Raw genomic sequence first — 18,882 nt, 5'->3', positions numbered from 1 at the left:
GCGGCTTTAGCCGCGAAGAATCCAACGCGATGCATGGCACCGGCTACGCCGATGTTCGCGGCTAAAGCCGCTCCCACAGGTACGGCGCCGGGCTCGAGGGCAGTGCCTACTTGTGGGAGCGGGTTTACCCGCGAAAGGGCCGGCCCGGGCAACACATCAGCTGATGCCCTGCCCCACCGTCCATTGCCCTGTCCCACACAATCCGGGTACCCTTTTTCTTCCTCCCGGCCTCCCCGGCCATACACCGCCCAGGCATGACTCCATGATCATTCGCCAAAGCATCGCTGCAGACCACCCGCAACTGCTCGATATCTGGCTGCGCGCCGTGCGCGCCACGCATCACTTTCTGCAAGCGTCCGACATCGACGCGCTGCTGCCGCAATTGCGCGACGTCTACTTCCAGGCCGTCGAGCTCTGGGTCGCGGTTGACACCGAAGACCGCCCGCTGGGCTTCATCGGTTTCAATGGCAACCACGTGGAAATGCTCTTCGTCGCCCCCGAGCACCATGGCCAGGGCATAGGCCGCGCGCTGCTGGATTTCGGCCGCCAGAAGCACAACGTGATGAGCGTCGATGTCAACGAGCAGAACCCGCAGGCAGTGGGGTTCTACCGGCATTACGGCTTCATCCAGACCGGCCGCTCAGCGCTGGATGGCGAAGGCCGACCGTTCCCCTTGCTGCATATGAGCCTGCCTGCCCAGGCTTGATTTTCGGGGCGACTTTGCGCCCCTGCTGCTGATACAAATTCGCGAGACAGACCAAAGGCATGAACCCGACGCGTTATACCACCGTGGCAAAGGACTTGATGGAAGGCATCGCCAGCGGCCGCTACCCGGTGGGCAGCCTGCTGCCGACCGAGTTCGAGCTGTGCGACCTGTACGATGTGAGCCGACACACGGTGCGCGCGGCGATCAACCAGTTGCTCAACCAAGGGCTGGTATCGCGGCGCAAGCGCGTAGGCACCCGGGTGGAGGCCAGCAGCCCGCGCGGTGGCTACTCGCAGTCACTGGCCAGCGTGGCGGACCTGGCGCACCTGGCGGAAACGCAGCAACGGGAAATCCAGGACGTGCGGCACTTCGTCGCCGACCTGAGCGAGGCGGCGCGGCTGGGGCTGGTACCGGGCGAGCACTACTTCTGCGTGTCGAGCATCCGTGTCGACCGCGTGCACAACGCGGCGCCGCTGTGCTGGACCGATGTGTACGCGCAGCGCGACCATGCCGAGGTCATCGAGTTGGCCCGCGAGCACCCCGACCAGCTGATTGCGGGGCTGATCGAGCAGCACTATGGCCGGGCGATCGCGGTGGTCGACCAGCAGGTGCGGGCAGTGTTGCTGACCGCGGAAATGGCCCGAGTGCTGAAGGCCGAGACAGGCTCGCCGGGGCTGAAGATCATTCGCCATTACCGCGAGGAAAACGGCGACCTGATGGCGGTGTCCGAGACGGTGCACCCGGATGATCGCTTTACCCTGGTTAGCCAGATGCGCCGCGACCGGTCGCTGTCCTGATCGGGCAATCGGGGCCGCTATGCGGCCCATCGCCGGCAAGCCAGCTCCCACAGAGATAGCGCATGGCTTGAGGACAATACGATCGAGGTGGGAGCTGGCTTGCCGGCGATGGGCTGCGGAGCAGCCCCAATGGCCCTGTTTCCCCCTCACACGCCCAACACCCGCTCAGCCTCCGCCAACTGCTGCCCCCGCACCGTGGCCACCCGATGGTCTCGCGCCAGCAAGGCATAGATCGTCGGCAGCACGAACAATGTAAACAAGGTCCCCACCAGCATCCCGCACACGATCACCACCCCCAGGCCAAAGCGGCTGTTGGCCCCGGCGCCGCTGGCGAACAGCAGCGGCAGCACGCCGAAGGTCATCGCCGCCGTGGTCATCAGCACCGGCCGCAGGCGTATCTGCGCGGCGCGGACGATGGCGGTGGCACGGTCGAGGTTGTCACGCACCTGGATCTCGTTGGCGAACTCCACCATCAGGATGCCGTGCTTGCTGATCAGGCCGATCAGGGTCACCAGGCCGATCTGCGTGTAGATGTTCAGCGTGGCCCAGCCCAGCGCCAGCGGCAGCAGCGCACCGCAGATCGACAGCGGCACGGTCACCAGGATGATCAGCGGGTCCACCAGGCTTTCGTACTGCGCGGCCAGCACCAGGTAGATCACCACCAGGGCGGCGAGAAACGCCCACATCAGGGCAAAGCCCTCCTGCACGTACTGGCGCGACTCCGATTGCCAGTCATGGCTGAAGCCAGGTGGCAGTTCGGCGGCAAGCTGTTCGAGAAATGCCACGGCATTACCCATCGACACACCGGGCGCCGGGATCGCCTGCAGGGTACTGGCGTTCTGCTGGTCGAACTGCAGCAAGCGGTTGGGCGCCACTTCGATGTCCAGGTGCACCACCGTGGCCAGCGGCACCAGGGTGCCGTTTTCGGCGCGCACGTACTGGCGGTTCAGCGCTGCCGGCGTCAGGCGCTGGTCCTGGATGCTTTGCGGGATCACGTCGTAGGAGCGCCCGAACAGGGCGAAGCGGTTGAGGTACTGTTCACCCACCAGCACACCCAGCGACTCGCCGATGGCCTGCATGCTGATGCCCAGGCTGGCCGCCTTGGCGCGGTCGATGCGCACCTTGACCACCGGGTTGTTGTAGTCGAGGTCGCTGTCCACCACGCTGAACAGGCCGCTGTCGCGGGCGCGCTGCTTGATCATTTCCATGGTCTGGTACAGCTCGGGGTAGTCCTGTGCGCTGCGCAACACCATCTGCACCGGCAAGCCACCGCTGGAACCCGGCAGCGAGGCCACCTGGAAGGCGAAGATGCTGCTGCCCTCGATGTCCGCCACGGCCTGCTGCAACTGCGCCTGCACCTGCGCGGCGGAACGCTCGCGGGCCTGCCAGGCGCTGAGGTTGATGCCGCCGAAACTGGCGGCCGGGCCGTCGGTGCCGTTGATGATCCAGGTGTCGGTGGTTTCGGCGAGGGACTTCATCACCTGGTCCAGCTTCAGGGCAAAGCGCTCCACATAATCCAGGCTGGCATGCTGCGGCGACTTGATGGCCGTCAGCACCGCCGCCTGGTCCTCGGGCGGGGCCAGTTCGCGCTGCGGCAGCAGGTACAGCCAAGGCAGGCTCAGGCACACCACAAGCGCCACACCACCACTGATCCAGCGATGCGACAGGGTGTAGGCGAGTACTCGCCCATAGGCCCCGGTCAGCATGCCGAACAGGCGGTCGGCCATGTTGGCCATGGCGCCATGCTGCTGGCCGGGTTGCAACAACAGCGAACTCATCACCGGCGACAGGGTGAGCGCGACGATGCCGGACACGATCACCGCCCCAGCCAGGGTCAGGGCAAACTCACGGAACAGCGTGCCGGTCAGCCCGCCCATCAAGCCGATCGGCGCGTATACGGCGGCCAGGGTCAGGGTCATGGCGATCACCGGCCCGGCGATTTCCCGCGCCCCGGCCAGCGCCGCGGCAATCGGCGACTTGCCCTCTTCGATATGACGGTGCACGTTCTCCACCACCACGATGGCATCGTCCACCACCAGGCCGATGGCCAGCACCATCGCCAGCAAGGTCAGCAGGTTCAGGCTGAAGCCGAACAGCAGCATCAGGCCCGCCGCACCGAGCATCGACAGCGGGATGGCCACCACCGCGATCACCACGCTACGCAGCGAACCCAGGCACAGCCAGATGACCAGCACCACGATCACCATGGCCTCCACCAGCGTGCGCAGCACCTCGTCGATCGAGGCGTCGATGAAGCGTGCGGTTTCGTAGGCCAGCGCCACCTCCACCCCGGGTGGCAGGGTCTGGCGGATCTGCGGCAGCAGCTGGCGAATACCCTCGACGATCACCAGCGGGTTGCCGGTCGGGGTGGGGAACAGCCCCAGGTGCACGGCGGGCTTGCCGTCCATGGTGGCGCTGGTCTGGGTGGCCGCCGCGCTCAGCTCGACGGTGCCGACATCGCGCAGGCGCACCAGGTCGGTGCCATCGTTGCGGATGATCAGCTCGCGGAAGTCCTCGACCCGGGTCAGGTCGGTGTCCACCTGGATATCGGCCAGCACGTACTGCCCACGCACCTGCCCCGGCGTCGCCTGGTAGTTGTTGGCACGCACCGCCTGTGCCACGTCGGCAGCCGTCACCCCGCGCCCGGCCATCTGTTCGCTGTCCAGCCAAAGGCGCATGGCCAGGCGCTGCCCGCCGAACGACTGCACCTTGGCCACACCGTCGATGCCGGAGAACTGCGGTTCCACCACCCGCGACAGGTAATCGCTCAGTTCGGGTATCGACAAGGTTTCGCTGGCAAAGCCCACGTAGGCCACCGCCGTGGAGTCACCTGCCGACAGCTCCACCACCGGGTCGTAGGCCTTTTCCGGCAGGCGATAGCGCACCTGGTTGACCTTGGCCATGGTCTCGGCAAGCGCCTGGGTCGAATCGCGGTTGAGCACCATGCGCAAGGTGATCAGGCTGCGCCCCTGCTGCGACGACGAGGACAGGTAGTCGATGCCTTCGACCGACGACACCGCCTGGGTGATCGGCTGGGTCACGAAGCCTTGCATCAGCTCGGCAGAGGCGCCCGGGTACTCGGTGCTGATGGTGATGGTGGAAGTTTCCAGCAGCGGGTACTGGCGGATCGGCAGCTTGCCCATGGCAAACAGCCCCAACAGGATGATCAGGCTGCTGACCACCAGCGCCAGCACCGGGCGGCGGACAAAGAGGTCGGTGAACTTCACGATTGCCGCCCTCCCTGGCTGGCCTGCAGGCTGTCCTGAGCCACTGGCTCGACCGGCATGCCGTCGCTCAGTTTCAACTGGCCGGAAACCACCACCTGGTCACCGGGTGCCAGGCCTGAGGTGATCTCCACCCGCCCCTGCCAGCGCTCACCGGTAGTCACCCGCACCCGGCTGACCCGGGTGCCCTGTTCAGGGTCCCGGGTAGCGACGAACACCGTCTGCCCGTAGGCGGTGTAGGTGATCGCGGTTTCCGGCACGGCCAGCACGCTTGACGGCTGCGCGGCATCCAGGCGCACGCCGGCGTACATACCCGGCTGCAACTTCCCGCCCGGGTTCGGCAAGGCCGCCTGCACCTGCACCAGGCGCGCCTTGCTCACCACCGGGTCCACCGCGACCACCCGGGCCTGGAAGTCCTGCCCGCGCACCGCATCCACCGTCAGCGCCAGCAGTTGCCCCACGTGCACTTCGGGGGCGGCTTGTTCGCCCAGGGAAAAATTGACGTGCAGCTGGCTGATGTCGGCCAGGCTGGCGATGGTCTCACCGGCGCTCAGGTACTGGCCCTGATGCACCCGGCGAATGCCGAGCTTGCCGGCAAACGGCGCGCGAATTGCCTTCTGCGCGATCAGCGCCTCGACATGCTGCAGCTCACCGCTGGCCACGTCCACGGCGGTGGCCGCATTGTCGAGCAGCTCCTGTGACACGGCGTTCACCGCGCGCAGCTTGCGGCTGCGCTGCAGCACCACTTCGGCATTGCGCAGCCTGGCGCGCAACTGCACGCGCTGGGCCTGCTCCGGGGCATCGTTCAGCTGTACCAGCAATTGCCCTGCACTCACCAATTGCCCCGACTCGAAGGCGATGCGGGTGATGCGCCCCGCCGTCTCGGCCGCCACCTGTACCTGGTTGACCGCCTCCAGCTCCCCCGAAGCAAAGTTCTGCCGTGCCAGGTGCACTTGCTCGGCCGTGGCCAGCGCCACCTTGGTCGCCGGCCATGCCGCCGCAGCCGGCGGCGCCGAGCCACTTCCGACCAATGCATAGGCAGCGGCCAGCAAACCTGCAACAGCGCCAGCCCAGGCCAGTAACGTCCTTTTGTTCATGCAGTGCTCCGATCATCAGGGAAAGCGGTTGCGGGGAAGGTCGGGCAGGACTATAAGAGCTCGAGTTAACTTGAGGTCAACAGGCATGGCAGCGGACAACACACGGATGCTAACGGTAGGGGAAGTGGCCAAACGCAGCGGCGTGGCGGTTTCTGCGCTGCACTTCTACGAGACCAAGGGGCTGATCGCCAGCGTCCGTACGGCGGGTAACCAGCGCCGCTATCCTTCACTGGTTCTGCGCACGCTGGCCATCATCAAGGTGGCGCAGCGCACGGGTATTCCGCTTGACGAGATAAAGCAGGCCTTCAGCCGCTATGCGCCCAACAGCAAGCTCACGGCAGCGCAATGGGGCGAGATGTCGACCGCCTGGCGCGAGGACCTGAACGCCCGCATCCGCACCCTGGAAGCGTTGCGCGACAGCCTGGACAACTGCATTGGTTGTGGCTGCCTGTCGCTGGAAGATTGCCCACTGCGCAACCCCGAGGATGTGCTGGGCAAGGAAGGTACCGGGCCGCGGATTCTGGAGAAAAAGGCCCGATAGCCCGTCACCGGGTTTATCCACGCATCGCGTACCCTGTAGGAGCGGCCTTGTGTCGCGAAAGGGCTGCAGAGCAGCCCCAGCAATTTATGCATTTGTTCGCGACACAAGGCCGCTCCTACAAGGGACCGCCTGCCCCATAAAGTTCAGTCGCCTTTGCCCAACACATACCGGTCGAAATGCTCGATGTGCTCGTCCAGGTTGTCCTCGAGCATCATCCGGTACTGCTCGCAGAAATACTTCAACAACTCCTCCCGCGCGGCAGCCAGTTCCGCACTGGTCTTGAAACTGCGGGCGCTCATCCAGGCATTGAAGCGCGAGGCGCCGAAGGTCAGTGAGGCGCTGACCTTGCCCAGGTCTTCGATTTTCTCGATCTGCTGGTTCGCCAGTTCGATATGCGCATCCGCGCGGTCATAAAAAGCCTGATCTGTAGCTTGTGTCATTGCGGTTTACCTTGCTGCAGCATTCAAGTTGAGTACCCGCGAAAAATTGTACCCCGTACGCGTGAACCTGTATTGAGCCGCACAGTCTTAGCCGAGCCCTTAATTCGGCCTTGCCGCCGCCATTCACCAGAGCCATTCACCCCATGCGCCACGCAGTCCGTCGCTCCCCCTTTGTCTCGCTCTGCCTCATTCCTTTTTTCCACCTGTTCGCCAACCCCGCCCATGCCAGCGGGGAAAGGCAACTGGTGGCAGCCATCAACGACTATCGCACCCAGCCACAACGCTGCGAGCGGCGCATTATCCGGGGCTCGACGCCGCTGGTGCTGAAGCCGAAACTGGCGTTGCCGGTCGGCTACGGCGGGGCATTGCGGGAAGGATTGAAGGCTGCGGGGTATCAGGCGGTGAAGGTGCGGGCCATCCGTCTGGTCGGCGCACAAGATGCCGAGGAGGCCTTCGACATGCTGCGCAGCGACTACTGCACGGCCCTGCTCGATAGCCAATATGCCGATATCGGCGTCAGTCGCTCACGCAACGAGTGGCGGGTGCTGCTGGCTCGGCCCCTGCTCGATGCCCAGCTCGGCGATGGGCGATCGGCAAGCAAAGCGTTGCTGGCACAGGTGAACGCTGCACGGGCGAAACCACGCCTGTGTGGTCGCAAGCGCTTTGCCGCTGCACGCCCGCTAACCTGGAACACCGCCCTGGGAACGGCGGCGCAGCGACACAGCCGGGCGATGGCCAACGATAATTTCTTCGCGCACCGCGACCTCGACGGTGATCTTCCCGCGGATCGGGCATGGGATGCCGGCTACCGTGGGCGGCAGATCGGCGAGAACATTGCCGCAGGCCAAGGCTCGCCGAGCAAGGCGATGGCAGGCTGGCTGGCCAGCCCCGGGCATTGCGCCAACCTGATGAACCCGATGTTTACCCAGGTGGGTGCGGCCTTTGCCGAGAACTCGCGTAGCGATAACGGCGTGTACTGGACGATGCTGTTCGGCGCGCCTTGACTGACTCAGGCTGCAGACCCCGAACGAGCCGCCGTTCAGACTTGCAGGCCACCCCGCGGCCAGCCGCAGACGCCGGGGCTGGCCTGACGGATGCCCTACAGCACTTCGAACAGCCCTGCCGCGCCCATCCCGCCGCCAACACACATGGTCACCACCACGTACTTCACCCCGCGCCGCCTGCCCTCCAGAAGCGCATGCCCGACCATCCGTGCACCGCTCATGCCGTAGGGGTGGCCGATGGCAATGGCACCGCCATTGACGTTCAGCTTCGCAGGGTCTATCTGCAAACGCTGGGCACAGTACAGTACCTGGCAGGCGAACGCTTCGTTCAGCTCCCACAGACCGATGTCGTCCACGTTCAGGCCGTGCTGGTGCAGCAACCTGGGCACCGCCAGCACCGGGCCAATACCCATTTCCTCAGGAGCCAGACCGGCCACGGCGATACCACGATACAACCCCAGCGGCGCCTTGCCCGACCTTGCGGCCAGTGCGCCTTCCATCAGCACGCAGGCACTGGCGCCATCAGACAGCTGGCTGGCATTGCCGGCCGTCACGCAGCCGCCTTCGACAACTGGCTTCAGCCCTTGCAGGTCTGCCAGGGTGGTCGCCGGCCGGTTTCCTTCGTCCTGGCTGAGGCAGACTTCCTCATGGCTCACCGCACCGGACAGCTTGTCGACAACCTTCCTGCGTGCCGAGACGGGCACGATTTCATCGGCAAACAACCCCGCCGCCTGCGCCGCTGCAGTGCGTTGCTGCGACTGCAAGGCGTAGGCGTCCTGCGCTTCCCGGCTGATGCCATAGCGGCGGGCGACAAACTCGGCGGTTTGCAGCATCGGCATGTAGGCGTGTTCGCTCATTCGCAGCACGGCAGGGTCATAGGCCTCGCTGGCCAGCTGGTTGTGCACCTGCTGGACCAGGCTGATCTGCTCCTGGCCGGCGCCGATGGTCACCTGCATACCATCGACAATGATCTGCTTGGCCGCTGTAGCGATGGCCATCAGGCCCGACGCACACTGGCGGTCGAGGGTCTGCCCGCTGACCGATTGCGGCAAGCCGGCAGCCAGCGCCGACAGTCGGCCAGGGTTGATCGCGGCGGTACCACTCTGCATGGCGGTACCCAGCACCAGATCCTCCACCTGCGCCGGCTCGATACCAGCCCGCTCGACGGCTGCCCGAATGGCGACGGCAGTCATGCTGGGGGTTTTCAGGTCGTTGAAGGCGCCACGCATGGCTTTGCCGATGGGTGTGCGGGCAGTGGCTACGATCACGGCGTCTTTCATGGTCGAAATTCCTCGGGGAGTAAAGGCTGCAGTTCGCTCAACACCTGCCGCAAGCGGGCAGGCACCGGGACCGGGCGTCGGCCCTGCCGGTCGACGAATACATGGACGAAGCGTCCGGTGGCGCAAGCCAGGGATTGGCCCTGGATGAATACGGCCAACTGGTACTGCACCGAGGTGTTGCCCAGCCGGCTTACCGCCAGGCCCACCTCGATGCCCTGCGGAAACGCTACAGGCGACTGGTAGTCGCAGGCCGAACTGACCACCAGCGCAATCACCGCGCCATGGTGGATATCCAGTCCGCCCTGCTCGATCAGCAGGCGGTTCACGGCGCTGTCGAAAAAGCCGTAATAGACCACGTTGTTCACGTGCCCGTAGGCGTCATTGTCATGCCAGCGGGTGGCGATTGGTGTGTAGTGCCGGTAGTAGTCACGTTGCCGATGCACGCTCATCAGTAGGCAGCCTCGTAGATGGCCAGTGCATCGGCCTGGGTGACTTCACGCGGGTTGTTGACCAGCAGGCGCTGCTGTTGCATGGCATCTTCTGCCAGTTGCGGCAGGCGATGGCGCGGAACATCGGCATCACGCAGCCGCCCAGGCAAACCGCAGCGGGCGCCCAGCGCGGCCAGTTCCTCGACGAACTGATCAGCCTGCCGGTACAGGTCGCCAGGCTGCAACCGTGCGCCCAACAGGGGCACCGCCAGCTGGGCATAGTCCGTCACCGTCACGGGCAGGTTGAAACGCAGCACATGCGGCAACACCAATGCATTGGACAGGCCATGGGGAATGTGGAAGTGCCCACCCAACGGGTAAGCCAGCGCGTGCACCGCCGCCACCGGGGCATTGGCAAACGCCTGGCCGGCCAGGCAGGCGCCCAGCAGCATGGCCTGACGCGCATCCAGATTGCCGCCATTGTGCACGGCCTGATCCAGGTTTTCCGCCAGCAGCCGCAGCGCCTCGCGCGCCAGCAGGCTCGACAGCGGGTTGCGCTTGAGACGGCTGGTATAGGCTTCGATGGCATGCACCATGGCATCGATACCGGTTGCGGCGGTTACCGCCGGGGGCAGGCCGAGCGTGCAGACGGCATCGAGTACCGCCAGGTCCGGCAGCAGCAGCGGCGAGACGATGCCCATCTTGCTGGTGGTGCCGGTGGTGACGATGGCGATCGGCGTCACCTCCGAACCGGTGCCGGCCGTGGTCGGCACCTGGATCAACGGCAGGCGTCGGCCCTTGGCCTTGTCCATGCCATAGAGTTCGGCAAGCGGCTGGTTGCAGTCGCGGTGGGCCAGCAGCGCGACCAGCTTGGCAACATCCATCGAACTGCCGCCGCCAAAGCCCACCACCAGGTCGGCACCGATATGCCGGGCCCGCTGGGTAGCTGCCAGTACACAAGCTTCGCTGGGGTCGGCGGTAACCTCGCTGAAGATCCCCACGCCGACCTTGGCCGTCGTGAATCCCGGTAGCAGATCATCGAGCATGCCCAGGCGGGCGATACCGGGGTCACTGACGATCAGCACGCGCCGTGCGCCACGCTCGCGGCACAGAGTGGCAAGGCGCTGCACCGCGCCTGCTTCGCAGAGGATCTGCCCGGTAGTGGCAAAGCTGAAAGGCTGCATCTGGCTCTCCTTGTCGTCGTTGGCCCTGCGTCAGAAGGCGAAGTCACTCGCAGGCAGTGCCATGAGGCAATGTGCACCGCCCAGCAGGGCTTCGCGGTGCGCGGTGGCGCGGGGCAGGACGCGTCGCCAGTAGAACTGCGCCGCGTGCAGCTTGGCCCGGTAGAAATCCGTTTCGGCACTGCCGCCAGCCAGCGCCGTCTCGGCGCGCACGGCTGCCTGCAGCCAAAACGCTGCGAGCAGCACATAGGCCGAGTAGGCCAGGAAGTCCACCGAGACCGCGCCCATTTCCTGAGGGTCACGCTGGCAAGCCTCGACTACATGGCCTGCCAGCACACGCCATTCCTCCAGGCGCTGCCCGACCGCTGTCGCCATGGCATGCAGACCACCACCGACACCAGCCGCCTCGACATGCAGGGCCAGTTCATCGACCAGCAAGTTCAGCTCGGCCCCGCCGTCGCCCAGCAGCTTGCGGCGCACCAGGTCGAGAGCCTGGATGCCGTTGGTGCCTTCATAGAGCTGGGTGATGCGGCTGTCGCGCATCAACTGCTCCATGCCCCACTCGCGGATATAGCCGTGTCCGCCATATAGCTGCACGCCAAGGCTGGCGACCTCCTGCCCGACATCGGTGAAAAACGCCTTGACGATCGGGATCAGCAGTGCCGCCCGCCGGGTTGCGCCCTTGCGTGCCTGATCGCTAGGCGCTGCGTGCTCCAGGTCGAGCTGCCGGGCGGTATAGATGGCCAGCATTCGGCAGCCCTCGGTAAGGGTTTTCTGGGTCAGCAGCATACGTCGCACATCCGGGTGGACGATGATCGGATCGGCCGGCCTGTCCGCCGCCGCCGGGCCGGTCAGCGCGCGCGATTGCAAGCGCTCGCGTGCATAGGCCAGCCCCCCCTGGAAGGCCGCTTCGGCAATGCCCAGCCCCTGCAGGCCGACTTGGAAACGGGCGTCGTTCATCATGGTAAACATGCACGCCAGGCCTTGGTTGGCCTCGCCTACCAGCCATCCCTGGGCACCGTCGAAATTCATCACGCAAGTCGAGGCGCCCTTGATGCCCATCTTGTGCTCCAGCGCGCCACAGCCCAACGCGTTGCGTTCGCCGCCCGGCAGCAGCTTGGGCACCAGGAACAGGCTGATGCCCCGCACCCCGGCCGGCGCATCGGGCAGGCGTGCAAGTACCAGATGAACGATATTGTCGGTCAGGTCCTGTTCGCCGCCACTGATGAAGATCTTGCTGCCTGTGATGCGATAGGAACCGTCGACCTGCGGCTGGGCGCGGGTGCGCAGCAAGGCCAGGTCGGTGCCGGCCTGCGGCTCGGTGAGGCACATGGTGCCGGCCCACTCGCCACTGACCATGCGCGCCAGATAGGACTGCTGCAGCGCCGGGCTGCCATGGCGATGCAGGGCCAGCACGGCACCTTCGGTGAGGCCGGAGTAGATGCGGAACGACAACGACGCGGCCATCAGCATTTCGTGGAAGCTGGCCGAGGCCATTTGCGGCAGGCCCTGCCCGCCGTAAGCCTGCGGCCCGGTCATGCTGGCCCAGCCGTGGGCCACGTATTGCCGGTAGGCGTCGCGGAAACCATCGGGCGTGATGACCTCCCCCTCAGCCAACTGGCAGCCCTGCTCGTCACTGTTGCGGTTGAGCGGAGCGACTACCTCGCCGGTAAAGCGCGCGGCCTCTTCCAGTATGCCGTCGAGTGTGTCGCGGTCCAGTTCGATACCCAGCTGCTGACAATGGGCGGCAACGTCGAACAGTTCGTGCAGCACGAAGCGCATGTCGCGCAAGGGAGCCTGGTAGTTCATGCCTGAACCTCCGCCAGCTGCTCGAAACGCTTGCCGTTTGCCACCAGCGTGCAGAGCAGAGCGGCCGGGCGCCAGTGCTCGCCCAGTACGCTTTGCAGGTATTCCAGCCGAGCCAGGACGAATGCTGCACCCTGGTCATCGGCCCAGCGCATCGGGCCACCTGTGGCCGCAGGGAAGCCATAGCCGTTGAGCCACACCCGGTCGATGTCGGCGCTGCTGGCAGCGATGCCTTCCTGCAGAATCTTCGCGCCCTCGTTGACCAGCGCCAGCAGGCAGCGCTCGACGATTTCCTCGGCGCTGATGCCCCGGCGTCGGTAACCCAGGTCGTTGGAAATCTTGAGCACCAGGGCGTCGACCTCGGGGTCATGCTCGGCCTGGCGGCTGCCAGGTGCATAACGGTAATAGCCCTTCCCTGTCTTCTGACCCAGCCGGCCCAGATCACACAGCGCATTATCCACTTGCACCAGCGGATCGTGCATGCCCTGCCTGGCCAGCTGGCGGGCACGCCATTCCAGGTCGATACCGACCACGTCGTACATGCGGAACGGGCCCATGGCAAAACCGAACTGTTGCAGCACCGCATCCACCTGGTGCGGCAGCGCGCCTTCGAGCAGCAACTTGCGCGCTTCGGCCACATAACTGCGCAGCATGCGGTTGCCGATGAAACCGGGGCAGTTGCCGGCCACTACCGCCACCTTGCCCAGGCGCTCGCCCAGCGCCAGGGCGGTATGGAGCACCGCCTGGCCGGTGTGCGCGCCGCGCACTATCTCAAGCAGCTTCATGACATGCGCGGGGCTGAAGAAATGCAGGCCCAGTACGTGCGACGGTCGCCGGGTCACCGCCGCGATCGCGTCGATGTCCAGCGCCGAGGTATTGCTGGCCAGGATCGCCTCCGGTTTGAGGTGCTGGTCCAGGGCCCGGAAGATTTCCTGTTTGAGTTCAAGGCTTTCATACACTGCCTCGATCACCAGATCGGCCTGGGCCAGCGCGGCGTAGCCATCCACCGCCTGCACTCGCGCCAGGCAGGCTTCAGCCTCGGCCTGGGTGACACGCTGCTTCTCCACCTGCTGGGTCCAGGCCTGGCTGACCATGCTCAGGCCAGCGTCCAGGGCTGATGCGTTGCTGTCGAGCCACAGCACCGACAGCCCGGCACTGGCGAGGCTGATGACAATGCCGCGGCCCATGGTACCTGCGCCTATCACGGCCACCTGGTTGATCGGAAAGGGGGTATTCACGCGCAACGCTCCTGCTTGTTGTAGGTATGAGGACAGGCATCACCCTAAGCAGGCCGCAGGTATTTTTGAAATTTCAATTTCGTATGCCATATATTCTGCCCATGAATATTTCCAACTTCGATCTGAACCTGCTGCGGGTCTTCGACATGTTGCTGCGCGAGCAGAACGTCTCACGGGCGGCTGAACGCCTGGCCCTGACCCAGCCCACTGTCAGCAACGCTCTGGCGCGGTTGCGCGACCAGCTGGGCGACCCGCTGCTGGTTCGTGTGGGCCGGCGCATGCGCCCTACGCCACGGGCGTTGGCGCTGGAAGGGCCGATTCGAGCGGCGCTGCAACAAATCGAGCAGACCCTGGCCACTGGCGATGCCTTCGAGCCACAGCGCAGCCACCGTCAGCTGCGCATCGCCCTCACCGACTTCGTCGAACAGTTGTGCATGCCACCGCTGCTGGCACGCCTGCAGGTACTGGCCCCGCACTTGCGCATCGATGTGGTGCACCTGGCTCCCAACCTGCCGGCCGACGCGCTGGACCGCGGCGACCTCGACCTGGTGCTGGGGCGCTTCGATGAGGTGCCGGCACGTTTCAGCCGCCGCCCCTGGAGGCGTGAAACCCTGCAAGTCGCGCTGCGCCAGAAGCATCCGCAACTGGCGCCGGACCAGGCACTGGATCTTCAGGCGTTTCTTGGTTTGCGGCACATCTGGGTACACGGTGGCCAGACCCGCGGCATGGTCGACCAATGGCTGGCCGAACAAGGCCTGACCCGGAAAATTGCCTACACCACCCCCAACTACCTTCAAGCAGCGCATCTGGCCGCCGCCACCGAGATGTGCGTGGTGCTGCCGCGGCAACTTGCGCAGCAGTTCGCCAAGTTGCTGCCCTTGGCGGTGCACGAACTGCCCTTCGCCCTGGAGCCGTTCGAGCTGGAACTGGTGTACCTGACCCATCGTCGGCACGACCCCGCCCTGGCCTGGCTGGTGGAGCAGATCATGGAGCTTCCGCCTGCCTGAGGCCATCAGCAAATGCGATGGCAACCATGCCGCTCTGGTATTGGCTGGTGCCCGAACCCGTCCCCTACAGTGGTCCGCCACCATAACAACAAGGACACACCATGCGCTTCCCACTGTCGATGCTGGCGCTCGCCCTGCTGGCGCCCCTCCCGAGCCTGGCCACTACGGCGGCAAAGGATGCCACCCCGGCCACCCAGGCCAGCAACCAGCAATGGCTGCAACGCCTGCCTTTCGATGACCACGGGGATTTCGAAGCGGCCCGGCGCGGGCTGCTTGAACGCTTCGACGGGCCGGTCGCGACCGCCGATGGCAAGACTGTGTGGGACCTGGGCCAGTATCGTTTTCTCGACCCGACGCAGGCCCCGGCCACGGTAAACCCGAGCCTGTGGCGCATCGCCCAGCTGAACACCATCGCCGGCCTGTTCAAGGTCACCGAAGGCATCTACCAGGTCCGCGGCCTGGACTTGGCCAACATGACCATCGTTGAAGGCCAGGACGGGCTGATCGTGCTCGATCCGCTGCTGGCCGTCGAAACCGCCAGGGCCGGCCTCGAACTGTATTTTCGGCACCGCCCGCGCAAACCGGTGACCACGCTGATCTACACCCACCCGCACATCGACCATTTCGGCGGCGCGCGCGGGGTGATCGACGAGGCGGACGTAAAGGCCGGCAAGGTCCAGGTCATTGCACCCGAAGGCTTCTTCGAGCATGCCATCGGCGAAAACGTGCTGGCCGGCCCGGCCATGAAGCGCCGCGCCCAGTACATGTACGGTGCCCCGCTGCCCCGCGGGCCACGCGGCCAGGTGGATGCCGGTCTGGGCAAAGGGGTGCCGGCCAACGCCACCGTCAGCCTGATAGCGCCGACGCTGGAAATCAGCCAGCCGCTGCAACGCATGACCCTCAGCGGCGTGGAGGTAGAGTTCCAGTTGACCCCTGGCACCGAAGCGCCAGCGGAGATGAACATCTACTTCCCTGGGCTCAAGGCTCTGTGCATGGCCGAGAACGCCACCCACGTGCAGCACAATGTGCTGACCCTGCGCGGTGCGCTGGTACGCGACCCGAAAGTCTGGGCGCACTACCTGGACCAATCGCTGTTGCGTTACGGCGACCAGGCCGAGGTAGTGTTCGCCCAGCATCACTGGCCGACCTGGGGCGGGCCGGCAATCCGCGAGTACCTGGCCGACCAGCGCGACATGTATGCCTTCATCGATAGCCAGACCTTGCGCCTGATCAACCAGGGCCAGACACCAATGGAAATCGCCCAGAGCCTGGCCAACCTCCCGCCGCGCCTGGCCAGCAAGTGGTACAGCCGCGACTACTATGGCTCGCTCAGCCATAACGTACGTGCGGTCTACCAACGCTACATGGGCTTTTACGATGGCAACCCGGCCAACCTCGACCCACTGCCGCCGCAAGCTGCCGGCAAGCGCTACGTGGCGGCAATGGGTGGCGCCGATCAGGTGCTGGCCCAGGCACGCCAAGCCTTTGCCGAAGGTGACTACCGCTGGGTCGCGCAGCTGGTGAACCATCTGGTATTCGCCGAACCGGGCAATACCGCAGCGCGCGAACTGCAGGCCGATGCGCTGGAACAGCTGGGTTACCAGAGCGAGAACGCTACCTGGCGCAACGCCTACCTCAGCGGCGCCCAGGAGCTGCGCGGCGGAATAGCCGCCGCCACCGGCAGTGGCGGCAATGCCGACGACATGGTGCGGGCACTGACCCCAAGCCTGTTCTTCGATTACCTTGGGGTACGGGTGGATGCCTTCAAGGCGGCGGAGAGCGACCTGAGCATCAACTGGCGCTTCACCGACCTGGGTGAAGACTACGCGCTGACCCTGCGCAACGGCGTGCTCACCCATCGCGACCTGGCTCGTCACGCCCAGGCCGATGTGCAGGTGAGCATGAGCAAACAGACATTGGACCGCATTGCCCTGAAGCAGACCGGGTTCCTAAAGGAGGCCACGCTGGGTGAGATTTCCATCGAAGGTGAGCGGGTGAAGTTTCTGCGTTTCATGGGCGGCCTGGAGAACGCCGATTCCCGCTTCAACATCGTGACCCCTTGAGCGCCGGCATCTTCGCCGGCAAGCCCGCTCTCACAGGTACCGCAATGGCGTCTGGATTCACATCGTATCTGTGGGAGGGGTTTCAGCCCCCGTTCGCCAACCGGTACAACCCTGCCAGCGCCATCAGGCACACCGCGCTGCCCAGTGCCATTACCGGCAGAATCGCAGGCTGACCGCGCTCGGCCCGCAACATCGCCAGCCCCTCGCTGTAGCGCCGCCCCTGGCGGGTCAACAGCGCCAGCGTTGCGAAGCCGACCACTGCGGCCAGCGCCAGGTCGCCCTGGCGCAAAGCCAACCCCGCGACCGCCACCAGCGCCAACCAGGTACGCCGCCAAGACAGTTCGGTACGTTCGGCCTGCAAGCCCGGATCAGGCATACCAGCGCGGCCACAACACGACAGCGGCCATCAACGCCGCGATCAGGCAACCCAGTGCCAACAGCGGCACCAGCGCCGGCAGCGGCAATGGCCGGCGCTGACGCAAGGCACGCTCCACCCGCAGCCAGCGCAGGCAGGCGCCGGCGCTCAGCAACATGCTCAGCAACATCAGGCTGCCGACAAGCCAGAGCCGAAGCGGCGCCTGCAGGGCCTGGCCGGCAAAGGTCTCAATGGCAATGCCACCTCCCAGCAACGCCAGCGCGGTACGGATCCAGGCCAGGAACGTGCGCTCGTTGGCCAAGGTGAAGCGAGGGTCGGGCGCCTCGCCCTGCCCCATCAGACGCCGAGCCCAGTCCGGCCGTGGTTCAAACGCGTCCATCAGCGCACGCCAAAGCTGCGCAGGGCGCCGGGAGAAAAATACGAAAGGCTGGTGCGAACATTGAAGTCGAACGGGCGACGTTGCTCGTTGATCAGCCCCGACGCATGGTAGCGGCCACTCTTGAGGTCATAGGTGACTTCCATTGCGTTGACCGCCACCTCGCCGCCCGGGTGGTAGAAGCTGTGGGCCTGTGATGTACGCCACAGATGGCCGTCAGCATCGTAGCTGTCGGTTTCGAGAATGGCCCAGGTGTCTTCGTCCACATAGAAGCGTCGCTTGGCATAGATGTGCTGTGCGCCGGGCTTCAGCGTCGCCTCCACCACCCACACCCGGTGCAGCTCGTAGCGTGTAGGTGCCGGATTGACATGACCAGGCCTGATCAGCTCGGCATAGCGCAGCTCGGGCGATGCCAGGCGGTAGCTGTTGTACGGCACGTGCAGGGCCTGCTTGCCCAGCAGCTTCCACTGGTAACGGTCGGGGGCGCCATTGAACATGTCGCGGCTGTCGGCAGTACGCAGGCCTGCGGTGCCAGGCCCCGTGGTGTCGTAGGCGATGTTCGGCGCGCGCCGCACACGCCGCTGACTGGCACTGTAGACCCAGGACAAGCGGGGCTCGGCTACCTGGTCAAGGGTTTCGTGAACCACCATGGCATCACCGGCAAGCCGTGATGGTGCCGTCATGCGGTAGGTGAAGTAATACAGCACATTGCTTGCACCCAGCCCACCCAGGCCTTCCGGGCGGGCTACATCCTGGCGCGCGCTCATCAGCACGAAGCGGCCGTTCTTGAACGGTGTGACGCTGTCGGACATCTGAATGTAACTGGCATTGCGGTGCCGGGTCAGATGGTTCCAGATCACTTCCAGCCCGTTGTCCGGCCGGGGAAACGCAATCACTCCATTGAACCCGCGCAGGCCGTTGCCCTGGTCATCCAGCTGCGCCTGCGCTGCATTGCGGGCGGCCGAGGCGGCGACGCCGGCAGGTACCGCGACACTGCGATGCGTGGGGTAGACCGGCAGCTCGAAGGTGTGCGGGAAGCGCTTGAGCAAGGCTACCTGGCCGTCGGAAAGCTGGCCCTCGTAACGCCGATAGTTGGCCGCCGTGATCCGGTACAGCGGCTGCTCGGCGGCATACGGATCCAGCGGCGTGCCGTTGTCACCCAGGCGCTGCTGGGCGACGCTCAACCCGCCTTGCCAGGCCGGGATACGGCCGTCCGGGCTGGCCGCGCGTTCGGCGCCCACAGGGGTGAGGTTGTCTGGCAGGCCTGTCGCAGCCAGCGCGCCGCTGGCCCAGAACAGGCCGATCATCACCATTCGCA

17 protein-coding genes are annotated in these 18,882 nt (G+C 65.4%); 6 read left to right on the top strand and 11 right to left on the bottom strand.

The annotated features are described in order from the left end of the window. The first annotated feature begins 262 nt into the window (after nt 1-262). Nucleotides 263-706: an acetyltransferase gene (locus tag ACLCGK_RS26975; protein ID WP_410953315.1), complete on the top strand. Its 444-nt coding sequence runs from the start codon at nt 263-265 to the stop codon at nt 704-706. 59 nt (nt 707-765) lie between these two features. Further along, nucleotides 766-1,503, top strand: a complete 738-nt coding sequence (locus ACLCGK_RS26970; protein WP_410953314.1) for a GntR family transcriptional regulator — start codon at nt 766-768, stop codon at nt 1,501-1,503. Between the two features lie 146 nt (nt 1,504-1,649). Here the strand turns inward: ACLCGK_RS26970 and ACLCGK_RS26965 are convergent, their stop codons facing one another. Beyond that, complete coding sequence (locus tag ACLCGK_RS26965) at nt 1,650-4,730, bottom strand: MexW/MexI family multidrug efflux RND transporter permease subunit (protein WP_410953214.1); 3,081 nt, start codon at nt 4,728-4,730, stop codon at nt 1,650-1,652. Beyond that, nucleotides 4,727-5,824 (bottom strand): efflux RND transporter periplasmic adaptor subunit, encoded by a 1,098-nt coding sequence (locus ACLCGK_RS26960; protein WP_410953213.1) that lies wholly within the window; start codon nt 5,822-5,824, stop codon nt 4,727-4,729. Before ACLCGK_RS26960 ends, ACLCGK_RS26965 begins: the two co-directional genes overlap by 4 nt. Before the next feature lie 85 nt (nt 5,825-5,909). Between ACLCGK_RS26960 and soxR the strand changes: the two genes are divergently transcribed. Further along, complete coding sequence (gene soxR / locus ACLCGK_RS26955; protein WP_039614512.1) at nt 5,910-6,365, top strand: redox-sensitive transcriptional activator SoxR; 456 nt, start codon at nt 5,910-5,912, stop codon at nt 6,363-6,365. Nucleotides 6,366-6,508: 143 nt separating this feature from the next. Here soxR and ACLCGK_RS26950 read toward each other — a convergent pair whose 3' ends face one another. Next, nucleotides 6,509-6,805: a DUF3144 domain-containing protein gene (locus tag ACLCGK_RS26950; RefSeq protein ID WP_015269483.1), complete on the bottom strand. Its 297-nt coding sequence runs from the start codon at nt 6,803-6,805 to the stop codon at nt 6,509-6,511. Between the two features lie 143 nt (nt 6,806-6,948). Between ACLCGK_RS26950 and ACLCGK_RS26945 the strand changes: the two genes are divergently transcribed. Further along, entirely contained in the window at nt 6,949-7,809 is an 861-nt protein-coding gene (locus ACLCGK_RS26945; RefSeq protein WP_410953212.1) for a CAP domain-containing protein, read from the top strand. A gap of 95 nt (nt 7,810-7,904) precedes the next feature. Here the strand turns inward: ACLCGK_RS26945 and ACLCGK_RS26940 are convergent, their stop codons facing one another. The 5 genes from ACLCGK_RS26940 to ACLCGK_RS26920 are packed head-to-tail and all read right to left on the bottom strand — an operon-like array spanning nt 7,905 to nt 13,742. Beyond that, the gene (locus tag ACLCGK_RS26940; protein ID WP_023663031.1) at nt 7,905-9,089 is read right to left on the bottom strand and encodes an acetyl-CoA C-acyltransferase; all 1,185 of its coding nucleotides are present in this window, start codon (nt 9,087-9,089) and stop codon (nt 7,905-7,907) included. Next, entirely contained in the window at nt 9,086-9,538 is a 453-nt protein-coding gene (locus ACLCGK_RS26935) for an acyl-CoA thioesterase (protein ID WP_003260181.1), read from the bottom strand. The genes ACLCGK_RS26940 and ACLCGK_RS26935 overlap by 4 nt, the downstream gene beginning before the upstream one ends. Continuing rightward, nucleotides 9,538-10,701, bottom strand: coding sequence for an iron-containing alcohol dehydrogenase (locus ACLCGK_RS26930; RefSeq protein ID WP_410953211.1), 1,164 nt, complete (start codon nt 10,699-10,701; stop codon nt 9,538-9,540). The genes ACLCGK_RS26935 and ACLCGK_RS26930 overlap by 1 nt, the downstream gene beginning before the upstream one ends. A gap of 30 nt (nt 10,702-10,731) precedes the next feature. Then, the gene (locus ACLCGK_RS26925) at nt 10,732-12,507 is read right to left on the bottom strand and encodes an acyl-CoA dehydrogenase C-terminal domain-containing protein (protein WP_410953210.1); all 1,776 of its coding nucleotides are present in this window, start codon (nt 12,505-12,507) and stop codon (nt 10,732-10,734) included. Next, nucleotides 12,504-13,742 carry a 3-hydroxyacyl-CoA dehydrogenase NAD-binding domain-containing protein gene (locus tag ACLCGK_RS26920; protein ID WP_410953209.1) on the bottom strand — a complete coding sequence of 413 codons (1,239 nt, stop codon included), beginning with the start codon at nt 13,740-13,742 and terminating at the stop codon, nt 12,504-12,506. The genes ACLCGK_RS26925 and ACLCGK_RS26920 overlap by 4 nt, the downstream gene beginning before the upstream one ends. An 83-nt stretch (nt 13,743-13,825) precedes the next feature. On the opposite strand from ACLCGK_RS26920, the gene ACLCGK_RS26915 reads away from it, so the two are divergent. Continuing rightward, nucleotides 13,826-14,749 carry a LysR family transcriptional regulator gene (locus ACLCGK_RS26915; RefSeq protein ID WP_410953208.1) on the top strand — a complete coding sequence of 308 codons (924 nt, stop codon included), beginning with the start codon at nt 13,826-13,828 and terminating at the stop codon, nt 14,747-14,749. A gap of 101 nt (nt 14,750-14,850) precedes the next feature. Next, entirely contained in the window at nt 14,851-16,812 is a 1,962-nt protein-coding gene (locus ACLCGK_RS26910; RefSeq protein ID WP_023663035.1) for an alkyl/aryl-sulfatase, read from the top strand. Nucleotides 16,813-16,894: 82 nt separating this feature from the next. Here the strand turns inward: ACLCGK_RS26910 and ACLCGK_RS26905 are convergent, their stop codons facing one another. Genes ACLCGK_RS26905 through ACLCGK_RS26895 form a run of 3 tightly spaced genes read right to left on the bottom strand, consistent with a single transcriptional unit; the run spans nt 16,895 to nt 18,877 of the window. Next, entirely contained in the window at nt 16,895-17,188 is a 294-nt protein-coding gene (locus ACLCGK_RS26905) for a DUF202 domain-containing protein (protein ID WP_410953207.1), read from the bottom strand. After that, entirely contained in the window at nt 17,181-17,567 is a 387-nt protein-coding gene (locus ACLCGK_RS26900) for a YidH family protein (RefSeq protein WP_410953206.1), read from the bottom strand. Before ACLCGK_RS26900 ends, ACLCGK_RS26905 begins: the two co-directional genes overlap by 8 nt. Then, nucleotides 17,567-18,877 carry a DUF1329 domain-containing protein gene (locus ACLCGK_RS26895; RefSeq protein WP_410953215.1) on the bottom strand — a complete coding sequence of 437 codons (1,311 nt, stop codon included), beginning with the start codon at nt 18,875-18,877 and terminating at the stop codon, nt 17,567-17,569. The genes ACLCGK_RS26900 and ACLCGK_RS26895 overlap by 1 nt, the downstream gene beginning before the upstream one ends. Between the last annotated feature and the right edge of the window lie 5 nt (nt 18,878-18,882).

Source organism: Pseudomonas sp. S1(2024) (genome assembly GCF_046557535.1).
The sequence above is the reverse complement of the archived record's forward strand: the minus strand, read 5'-3'. Positions and strand labels throughout refer to the sequence as shown.